The following is a 9,495-nucleotide window of genomic DNA, read 5'->3' on the forward strand; positions in this document are numbered from 1 at the left end:
GTGTTCGCGGATGGCCCTGAGCGTCGCCTCCACGGCAGGCATGGGGACGGCGATCACGATGAGCGCCGATTCCGCCGCAGCGCGCCGCAGTACGGCAGCCAGATTCGTATCGGCGTCGAATCCTTCCTCGCGGGCGGCGTCGACGGAGCGCGCAGATCGGTTGTGTCCCCAGGCTTCGCGTCCGGCCCGGACCGCCGCACGCAGCAGTGAACCGCCGATCAGACCGAGGCCGAGTACACACACCGGAGGTGCGGAAGAGGTATCAGACACCTGCTCAGGTTCGCACATTTGGCCGCGGACTTCATTTACCGGCACCGCGCGGGCTACCGTTGCGCACATGGGTGCACAGCGCGCGGAAAAGAACGGCGCCTCCTCGGATCGGGCCGACGATCTGGAGGGCTTCGGTGTCGCGGTCGTCCACGAGGACGGCCGCTGGAAGGTCAAGGCTCTCACCTCTGCTGCCCTGACCAGTCTGCGTACCGCCGAGGAGGAGCTTCGGGCACTCCGCAGCGCGGGCGCGTTCTTCGGTCTGCTGGACGTGGACGACGAGTTCTTCATCGTGTTGCGGCCGGCTCCGACGGGAACACGGCTGTTGCTCTCGGATGCCACCGCGGCCATCGACTACGACATCGCTGCCGACGTCCTCGAAGCGCTGAACGCCGAGGTGCCCGACATCGACCCGGACGACCTCGACGACGTCGAGCCCTGGGAGGAAGGCGACCTGTCGTTGCTCGCCGACCTGGGTCTGCCGGAACCGGTGCTGGCGGTCATCATCTCCGAGACGGATCTGTACCCGGACGAGCAGCTGGGCATGATCGCGCAGCGGCTCGGGTTCTCGAACGAATTGTCCGGGGTGCTGGACAAGCTTCCGCGGTAGCCGTGTCGCTGTGACTCTGCAGGACGACGAGCGGATGATGCGTGCCGCGATCGAGGCTGCGTGCGCGGCCACCGACGCCGATGTGCCGGTGGGAGCCGTGGTCTTCGACGCCGACGGTGTCGAGGTGGCCCGAGCCGCGAATTCGCGTGAGGCGATGTCGGATCCCACCGCCCACGCGGAGATCATCGCGCTGCGCGCGGCGGCGAGGGTGTACGGCGACGGCTGGCGTCTGGAAGGCGCCACGCTCGCGGTCACGTTGGAGCCGTGCACGATGTGTGCGGGTGCCCTCGTGCTCGCCCGGGTCTCGCGGGTCGTGTTCGGAGCCTGGGAGCCGAAAACGGGTGCTGTCGGGTCGCTCTGGGATGTGGTGAGAGATCGTCGGTTGACGCATCGGCCGCAGGTCCGGGGAGGCGTCCTGGAGGACGAATGCGCGGGAATCCTCGAGGATTTCTTTCGTGAACGCCGCTGACCTCGAGGCGGAACCTTCGGCGACCGAAAAGGCAAAGTGGTAGCGAATGGCATAGATTTGTGCTTTGGTGGAATGTAGGTGCTCACGCGGCACCGTCGGATCGAGAGACGGTTCGGTCGAAGATTCACGGAGGTACCTCATGGGAATCGCTGACAAGGCATCCAACAAGGCGGAAGACCTCAAGGGTCAGGCCAAGGAAACCACCGGCAAGGCGACCGGTGACAAGGATTTGCGCGACGAGGGCAAGGCGGATCAGGCTTCATCGGCAGTCAAGGACGCCGGTGAGAAGGTCAAGGACGCTGCCTCGAACCTCAAGAACAAGCTGACATAGGACGGCTCCACCTGGCGATTTCAGGCTCGGGCGTCGCATCCGGTAAAGTCACCGGCGGTGGCGTGTCCGAGCGGCCTAAGGAGCACGCCTCGAAAGCGTGTGACGGGTAACCCCCGTCCGAGGGTTCAAATCCCTCCGCCACCGCCAAGGGCAACGCCCCCGGACTGGATCGAAAGACCAGTCCGGGGGCGTTTGTCGTTCTTTCGGTCGATCACGCAGTGGGCGTCGCCGCGTGTTCTCCGGCGGGAGGAACGCTGCGCTCTGCGACTCCTCCGCGCGGCACGGTGAATGTGGCGATCACGCAGAGTAGTGCGACAGTGAAGGAGGCCAGTGCGTACCAGATGTTCCCCACGGGATCACCGTTGCTCGTGACGCCGTCCACGGCGTCGAAGTAGTCGGGCAACGCAGCGATCCACAGGAGGGCCATGACGCACAGGTACACCACGCTGTAGACCTGGACGAAGCGGTTCGTATAGCGGGGCGCATCCGAGTTCTCCCGGCGCAGACGCGACCATTGGCGAACGAGAACCGCAATTGCGACGACGGTGAGGACCACCAGTTCCGCCGCGTCGACAACTCCACGGATCGTGGTGCTTCCCGTTCCGAGGACCGTCGCCGGGAGCGGCAGGATGAACGTGCCCAGCGACGCCAGAAGACCGATGACGACTGTGCGCCAAACTAATTCGAGACCGGAGAAGTGCCGGCCCCGGTCGACATGACGACCGACGAAGAACTGGACGCACAGCGCCAGCGACATCGGCCACAAAGCGGCGAACACGACCACGCTCGGCAGCGGTACGGAATCGAACATCGGCTGATTGAGCGGGTTGTCGACCGACCACTCCCACCAGCGCAGCTGCGGACCGAGATGGTCGAAGATCTCGTAGAACGCGTGATGGACGAATCCCACGCAGATCGCGCCGACGAGAACCCCGTACCGGCGGAAGACCCCCAGCATCCGGACGATCTCGAAGGCCAAGGTGGCCATCAACGGGTAGATCGCGACGATGTACAGCGGAAGACGACCCCACAGGAAGTCCACGGTGAACACGTTGTGCGCGAACATCGTGTCCACGTGGTCTTCGATGCCGAAGGCGGCGGGAAAGTAGAGGGGCGGTTCGATGACGAACAGGTACGCGGTCGCGCCGAACCAGAGCACCAGGTTGGTGGGGTCACCGTTCCGGCGCAAACGCACGATTGCGAGCACGAGCGCGAGCACCGCGCCGAGCACGATGGTGAACTCGAGGATCGGCAGTGTCCAGTTCTCCAATGCCAGCGGGTTGCGGACCTCGACGAGTCCACCGGCTTCCTGACAGGAGAAGCCGAGCGCCGTCGCGAGTTGCTCGAACGTGGCGGAGCAGAGATCGGCCATCAGTTCACCTCCGGCGAGGCGACCGTGTCGGCGGTGTACCAGCGCGTGACGTCGTAGCCGGCGTCGAAGCGTTCGAACCACAGGCCGGCGAGTGCGGGGAGCTTCTCGTGGTCCGGGTTGTGCTTCGGAAGTTGACTGCGGATGACACCCATCAACGCGGTGAGTTGCTCGCCGAGCGGTAGATGGTCGAACGCGCGCGGCATCGGGCCGTGGTCCTCTGCGCGCAGGAGTGGCAACCGCTTGCGCCGGTTCTGCTGACGCCGGTACGAGGCAAACATCGACAGGGCATCGATCTTGCGGTCCTCGAGCGGCACGTGCTTGTTGAAGCCTTCGCATGCGATCCGGATGACCTTCAGCACGTGCCGGAAGATCGACGGGGCCATCCGCATCCGGTAGATATCGCTTCCGACAATGGAATTGAAGATGATGAGCGCGGAGCTCCGATGTTCGACTTCCTCGACGAAGTGCCAGATGAACAGGGAGGCGACCCGGTCGTCTCCGGGCCGGAACAGAGTCGAGTCGTTGTCGAGCATCAGCTTGAACACCGGAGTGAAGGTTGCTTCGAGGTCGGCGGTGTAGGCCAGTCGGTAGTTCAGTGACGTCTCCGCGGTGACCCGGTCGAATTCTCCGATCACCTCGTCGAGAGTTTCCTGGAGCCCCGGATACCGATCAATCAGGCCCTTGACGTGTTGGCGGTGAGCGGTCGAGTGCTGCCCTTCCTGGCGCATGAAGGCGTCCGCCTCCTCGGCAACCGCGGGATCGGTGATCAGCGGTTTGGTTTGGAGAATCATCTTCACGATCATCTTCTCGAAGCCGATCGCCAGGAACGAGACCGCATTGGCCATGCTCGAGAAGGCCGGGTTTTCTTCGTTCCACACGAAGGGCACGTCGTAATCCTCGAACGCGAAACGCATCTTTCGAACTTGAAGATCGGTCATTGCGCGATACCTCGTCTTTCGGGAGCGGGCTGGGGGGTGGCCCCGCTCGGACTCGTCGAAGCCACAGTGGCGATCATCATACATAGACCTACAAATCTGTATGATCACTTTTGTTGCTACGGTCGGGACGGCACGACAGGGCGAGGTTCGGGCCTGTGGTAGCGTCGGGCCCTTCATCCGGGCTGGAGTCGAGGAAACTGGTAGTGGCACGAAGACGCGGGTGGGGCGGGAGTCCACCGGACAACGATGAAGAAGCGTCCCGTCGAATAGTTGCCGCAGCAGTCGAGCTGATCGGCAGAACCGGTTCCGCGATCAGCATTGCCGACGTGGCGGAGTCGCTGGGTGTCATCCGTCAGACGGTGTACCGGTACTTCCCCAGCGCCGACGCTCTGATGCGGGCCGCGGCCATCGCGTCGGTCGACGGGTTTCTCGATCGACTGACACAGCAGGTAAGTGGCATCGAGGATCCTGTCGACGCGATGACCGAGGGAGTGGTGTACACACTGGCCGAGGTACGTCGAACGCCCCACCTCGGCATCCTGCTGTCGAGTTCGTACTCGAACGTCCAGCCCGACGGCCTCACATCCCACGCGGCGCAGATCTTCGGAATGACGATGATCAAACGCTTCGACGTCGATTGGGAGCGGTACGGGTACGACGATCCATCTCTTCACGAGCTGGTCGAATACCTCCTGCGAACGATGCAGTCGTTCTTCTTGTCTCCAGGCGATCCGCCGCGGAACGACGATGACATGCGGCGATATCTGCGACGCTGGATGGGAACCGCGATTGTCGCGCAGAGGAAGCCGGCCGCAATCGAGTAGGCGCTGCCGGCAGGCCCTCATCTGTGATTCTGGTTCGTCCGGGTGAGCGGCATGTGTCGTTTCCGCACGGAGACGCCGGTCTGCGCAATAGAGTGTGCGCACCCCAGTGCCCGCATGCCCTTCGGCCGCGGGTGTCAGATTCTCGACGACATCGAGGAGTTGCGGTGTGTACACGAGCTGTGTGGACCGGTAGCGGGCACGGAATCCTCGTCGGCCGGAACATGGACTGGCGTGAGGAGATGGACACCAATCTGTGGGCGCTTCCACGTGGCTCCGCCAGAGTCGGCCACGACCGTGACCCGGATCCGGTCACCTGGACCTCGGAGTGCGGCAGCATCGTCGCCACCGCCTGGGACAACGCCACCACCGACGGCATCAATGAGCGTGGGCTGGCAGCTCATGTCCTGTGGCTTGCCGAAGCGGACTTCGGAGATCGAGATCCGGCACTGCCTGCGCTCGCAGTCTCCCTCTGGCCGCAACTCTTTCTCGATCTGTGTGGAACGGTCGACGACTGCGTCGCACTGATGGCCGAGCGGCCGTTTCAGGTGCGGCCACTGATCGAGCCGCGATCCCAGCGTCCCGCCACCGTGCACCTCGCCCTCGAGGATGCCAGTGGTGACTCCTTGATCATCGAGCACGTCGGTGGATCGGTTCGGCTCCATCACGATCGCGCAAATACTGTGATGACGAACTCGCCGCCGTACGACCAGCAGATCGAACTCAGGAAGAACTTCGCCGGTTTCGGTGGGTCGCAGCCGCTCCCGGGAACGACGGAGGCGGCGGATCGCTTCGTTCGTGCCAGCTACTACCTCGATCGGCTTCCGCCCGTCGATTCGCCGGCGCGTGCGTACGCGGCGTTGCTGAGCGTCATGCGCAATGTCGCGCAACCGTTCGGGGAACCCGATCCCGAACGCCCCAATATCTCGATGACGATCTGGCGCACGCTCGCGGATCTGTCGGCGGGTCTGTACTTCTTCGAATCGTCGTTCAGCCCGAATATTGTGTGGACCCGGCTGGCAGACATGGACTTCTCCTCCTGCCGCAAACTCGACCTCGCGACTCCCGACCTGCTGGGCAACGTCAGTTCGGCATTCGCAGACGCATCGCAACCACCTTTCACGCTGTCGTGACGGGAGCGGAAGCCCTTCTGTAACAGGTGGGTCGCGATGTGCGGTCCAAGGACCCTATCGGGGCGCCGGTACCGGAAACTAACGTCAAAGATGGGAAGGCGATTTCGCCGCCCACCACAACCGAGCACGAACGGTGAACCACGATGGCGAGCCTGCGCGAATCGCATATGACGCAGTCGGACTTCTTCTCCTGGAACATGGAGCAGGATCCGATCCTCCGGTCGACGATCGTTGCCGTGATCGTGCTGGACACCAAGCCGGACTGGGACCGCTTCGTGGTCATGATGGACAGGGCCACCCGGGTTGTGCCCAACTTCCGGCACAATCTCGTTCCGGGCCGGTTCGGGATGGTCCCACCGCACTGGGTGGTAGATCCCGACTTCGACCTGTCCTGGCATCTGCGACACCTGTCGTTGCCTGAGCCCGCCAACATGGAGACCGTGCTCGATTTCGCGCGCCGCCTCGGGATGGAGTCCTTCGACAAGGACCGTCCGCTGTGGAATTTCACGCTCCTCGACGGACTCGACGACGGACGGACCGCGCTGGTCCTCAAGGTGCATCACTCGTTGACGGACGGCATCGGTGGCATGCAGATCGCGGGTGAGATCGTCGACTTCGAACGTGGCGGAACGGATCGGGGCCCGCTACCCGACGTTCCGCGCTCGCCGCATGTCAGCGCGGTGGCGGACACCGTGGCCTGGGAGTGGACGACGGGTCTCGACCTCGCTCGCAGCGGCGCCGGGGTGGCTCTTCCGGCGTTGCGCCGCACGCTGTTCCATCCGCTCAGCTCGGCCCGGTCCGCTGCCGGCACGGCTGCGGCGGTCGCGCGCTTCGTGCGTCCGATCCCGAACCCGCTCTCGCCGGTGATGCGAAAGCGTAGCCTCGGCCGTCGTTTCGCGGTGCTCGATCTTCCGGTGGAGGCCCTGCATCAGGCGGCGCGGAATGCCCGGAGCACGCTCAACGACGCGTTCCTCGCCTCGATCCTGCTCGGTTTGCAGAAGTACCACGAAGTGCACGGCGCGACCGTGGAACAGCTGCGGGTCACGGTGCCGGTCAGTTTGCGGACCGAGACCGATGCGATGGGCGGTAACCGCATCACTCTCGTGCGGCTCGCGCTGCCCGCGAACGTGCCGGACCCCACCGAACTGATGCACCAGGTCGACAAGATCATCGAAGTGCTGCGCCGTGATCCGGCGATTCCGCTGACGAACGAGATCGCCGGTGCGCTCAACCTGCTTCCACCGGGCTATCTCGCCATGATGCTCAAGCATGTCGACTTCCTGGCCTCCGATGTGCCGGGATCACCGATACCGCTGTTCCTCGCGGGCGCGGAGGTAGAGCGGTACTACGCATTCGGGCCGACTCTGGGCACCGCGCTCAACGTGACGCTCATGTCGCATACCGGCACGTGCTGCGTGGGTATCAACGTGGACACGGCGTCGGTGCCGGACCTTCCGATCATGATCGACTGCCTTGCGGAGGGATTCCGGACCGTCCTGAGTCTGTGCAGCACCGATCCATCGATCGACACGACGGTCGTGACGCCGGGACACGCATCCGGCAGCTGATGCACAGCGTCCCGATCACCCGTTCCGAGTGCAGGGTGCAGCAGCCGCCGTCACAAAGCTTCGTGACCGTCGACGGCCACGACACCGTGGATTTTCTGGTCAGCCTGTCGCGCGCCTGACGGAACCCATCCGGGCGGGCCGAACACGTACCCCAGTCTGTCGCGCCAGGTCGACGCCTGCCGCCAGTCCCGGCCGATCGCCGCGTACTCGTGGGTCTGCAGTTTCCAGATGTTGTAGGTGCCCACGGGCTTGGTGAGACCGTAGGTGGGGCGGTGGGTTTCCGGCTGGAACGTGCCGAACATCCGGTCCCAGATGATGAGGATGCCGGCATAGTTCTTGTCGAGGTACTCGGGGTCGCAGCCGTGGTGCACGCGATGATGCGACGGGGTGTTGAACACGAACTCGATGGGGCGTGGAAGCTTGTCGACGCGTTCGGTGTGGACGAAGAACTGGTAGACCAGGCTCACCGAGAACCCGATGAACACCATCCACGGCGGAATACCGATCAGCGGCAACGGAATCCATATCAGGATCTCGCCGCTGTTGTTCCACTTCTGGCGCAGCGCGGTGGCGAAGTTGAAGTACTCGCTCGAGTGATGGGCCTGATGAGTTGCCCAGATCAGGCGAATGCGATGCGCCATGCGGTGGTACGTGTAGTACAGCAGGTCGACGCCGAGGAGGAGGATCACCCAGGTGTACCAGGCATCCGCGGGCAGATGCCATGGCGCGAGATACACCCAGACGGCGGAGTAACCCACCAACGCGAGCAACTTCCACGCCGCCGTGGTCGTGATCGAGACCAGTCCCATCGACACGCTGGCCCGCGCGTCGCGCGCGTCGTAACCGCCGCGAGCCGGCCTCGCCCGTCCTTCGGCATCGATCGTCGCCTCCTCGAGGCGCCGCGCCGCCACCCACTCGATGACGAGGAACAGCACGAAAAAGGGGATAGCGAGCGTCACCGGCTCGTGCAGCGGCTCCAACAGCGTCGAACTCCACGCTGACACCAAGGTGTCCCACATGCTTCCTCCAGGGACTGAAGAACAATGTCACCCATAAATGTACCTTGGCGTGACATGCATCACTTCGGGGGAGGGGGAGGCCTCACTATTGCCGGGCCGTCCGGGCGGGATCCGGTTACTCGGATGTGTCGGTCGGCTGGGCGGTCACGCTGAAGCTGTGCCAGGTCACGTGCTCGTCGCGGGCGTATCGACGCTCCCCGAGCTCGCCGAACTGCACCACCACCTCGTCGGGATGAAGCGAGAACGATGTGGGCATGACGCTGTGGCGGGCGCGGTGCTTGCCCACCGTCATCTCTTCGATGTCGACGAATACGACATCCTTTTCCATCGCCTCGGCAGCGGCCATCAGTTCGAGCGCCGTGGTGTTGAAGGTGTCGATCGAGTCCATGGGTCGAGCCTATCGACAGTGTGACAGCTGGGGCTAGAGACCGAGCCGAGGCTCCGCGTCAGGGACGCCGGAGGGATTCCTCCATCGGCCGGTCGCCCCAGGAGTGCAGCTGCCGAAGCAAGGAACTCTTCTTGCGCTGGTGGTCGGACATCCGGACGAGGATGTCGTCCAGAAAGGCGACTGCGTGGTCGACGAACGGTCCCTTGTTGAGCATGACGCATTCCGCGCGACCCGACATCGCCGCGTCGGTCACCTCGGCGCGGGACGGGCGGCCCGTGCGCGTGAGGGTGTCGAGCACCTGCGTGGCCCAGACGACCGGCACGTGGGCCGCTTCGCACAGCCACAGAATTTCTTCCTGGACTTCGGCGAGACGACCGTAGCCGGCCTCGACGGCGAGGTCGCCGCGCGCGATCATCACCCCGACCTGGGGCCACCGCATGGCGGTCAGCAGGATGTCGGGCAGATTCTCGAAGCCGGCGACGGTTTCGATCTTGAGGATCAACCCCAGATCGGTGGCCGCGAGTTTCCTCAGATGATCGTGGAGGAGTACGACGTCGTCCGCGCCGCGGACGAACGACA

12 protein-coding genes and 1 tRNA gene are annotated in these 9,495 nt (G+C 64.2%); 7 read left to right on the forward strand and 6 right to left on the reverse strand.

What is annotated here, in order from left to right; all coding sequences use genetic code 11:
• Window positions 1-288: NAD(P)-binding domain-containing protein (locus WAW17_RS07460; protein WP_422332355.1), on the reverse strand; the 288-nt coding region annotated here is incomplete at its 3' end.
• A 49-nt stretch (window positions 289-337) separates the two neighbouring features.
• Here WAW17_RS07460 and WAW17_RS07465 point away from each other — a divergent pair.
• The 4 genes from WAW17_RS07465 (at window position 338) to WAW17_RS07480 (ending at window position 1,824) form a co-directional block, all read left to right on the forward strand.
• The gene (locus tag WAW17_RS07465) at window positions 338-877 is read left to right on the forward strand and encodes a tRNA adenosine deaminase-associated protein (protein WP_422332356.1); all 540 of its coding nucleotides are present in this window, start codon (window positions 338-340) and stop codon (window positions 875-877) included.
• 10 nt (window positions 878-887) lie between these two features.
• Complete coding sequence (locus WAW17_RS07470) at window positions 888-1,346, forward strand: nucleoside deaminase (protein ID WP_422332357.1); 459 nt, start codon at window positions 888-890, stop codon at window positions 1,344-1,346.
• Window positions 1,347-1,485: 139 nt separating this feature from the next.
• A complete protein-coding gene (locus WAW17_RS07475) occupies window positions 1,486-1,677 on the forward strand; it encodes a CsbD family protein (protein ID WP_422332358.1) in 192 nt (63 codons plus the stop codon).
• Window positions 1,678-1,733: 56 nt separating this feature from the next.
• A tRNA-Ser gene (locus WAW17_RS07480) sits at window positions 1,734-1,824 on the forward strand.
• Window positions 1,825-1,888: 64 nt separating this feature from the next.
• On the opposite strand, the gene WAW17_RS07485 is transcribed toward WAW17_RS07480, so the two are convergent.
• Window positions 1,889-3,049, reverse strand: a complete 1,161-nt coding sequence (locus WAW17_RS07485; RefSeq protein WP_422332359.1) for a hypothetical protein — start codon at window positions 3,047-3,049, stop codon at window positions 1,889-1,891.
• The gene (locus WAW17_RS07490; RefSeq protein WP_422332360.1) at window positions 3,049-3,987 is read right to left on the reverse strand and encodes a metal-dependent hydrolase; all 939 of its coding nucleotides are present in this window, start codon (window positions 3,985-3,987) and stop codon (window positions 3,049-3,051) included. Before WAW17_RS07490 ends, WAW17_RS07485 begins: the two co-directional genes overlap by 1 nt.
• A gap of 203 nt (window positions 3,988-4,190) precedes the next feature.
• Here WAW17_RS07490 and WAW17_RS07495 point away from each other — a divergent pair, with 203 nt between their 5' ends.
• The 3 genes from WAW17_RS07495 to WAW17_RS07505 all read left to right on the forward strand — a co-directional run bounded on the left by WAW17_RS07495 (window position 4,191) and on the right by WAW17_RS07505 (window position 7,509).
• A complete protein-coding gene (locus tag WAW17_RS07495; protein ID WP_422332361.1) occupies window positions 4,191-4,811 on the forward strand; it encodes a TetR/AcrR family transcriptional regulator in 621 nt (206 codons plus the stop codon).
• Between the two features lie 164 nt (window positions 4,812-4,975).
• The gene (locus WAW17_RS07500; RefSeq protein WP_422332362.1) at window positions 4,976-5,941 is read left to right on the forward strand and encodes a linear amide C-N hydrolase; all 966 of its coding nucleotides are present in this window, start codon (window positions 4,976-4,978) and stop codon (window positions 5,939-5,941) included.
• Between the two features lie 143 nt (window positions 5,942-6,084).
• Window positions 6,085-7,509 (forward strand): wax ester/triacylglycerol synthase domain-containing protein, encoded by a 1,425-nt coding sequence (locus tag WAW17_RS07505; protein WP_422332363.1) that lies wholly within the window; start codon window positions 6,085-6,087, stop codon window positions 7,507-7,509.
• Window positions 7,510-7,559: 50 nt separating this feature from the next.
• Here the strand turns inward: WAW17_RS07505 and WAW17_RS07510 are convergent, their stop codons facing one another.
• From WAW17_RS07510 to WAW17_RS07520, 3 genes are all read right to left on the reverse strand, one after another.
• Window positions 7,560-8,528 (reverse strand): sterol desaturase family protein, encoded by a 969-nt coding sequence (locus tag WAW17_RS07510; RefSeq protein ID WP_422332364.1) that lies wholly within the window; start codon window positions 8,526-8,528, stop codon window positions 7,560-7,562.
• 115 nt (window positions 8,529-8,643) lie between these two features.
• Window positions 8,644-8,916, reverse strand: a complete 273-nt coding sequence (locus WAW17_RS07515) for a hypothetical protein (RefSeq protein WP_422332365.1) — start codon at window positions 8,914-8,916, stop codon at window positions 8,644-8,646.
• 58 nt (window positions 8,917-8,974) lie between these two features.
• On the reverse strand, window positions 8,975-9,495 hold a 521-nt coding region (locus WAW17_RS07520), incomplete at its 5' end, for a pyruvate kinase (protein ID WP_422332366.1).

Source organism: Rhodococcus sp. (in: high G+C Gram-positive bacteria) (assembly GCF_049286785.1).
In the GTDB taxonomy this organism is placed as follows: domain Bacteria; phylum Actinomycetota; class Actinomycetes; order Mycobacteriales; family Mycobacteriaceae; genus Rhodococcus_F.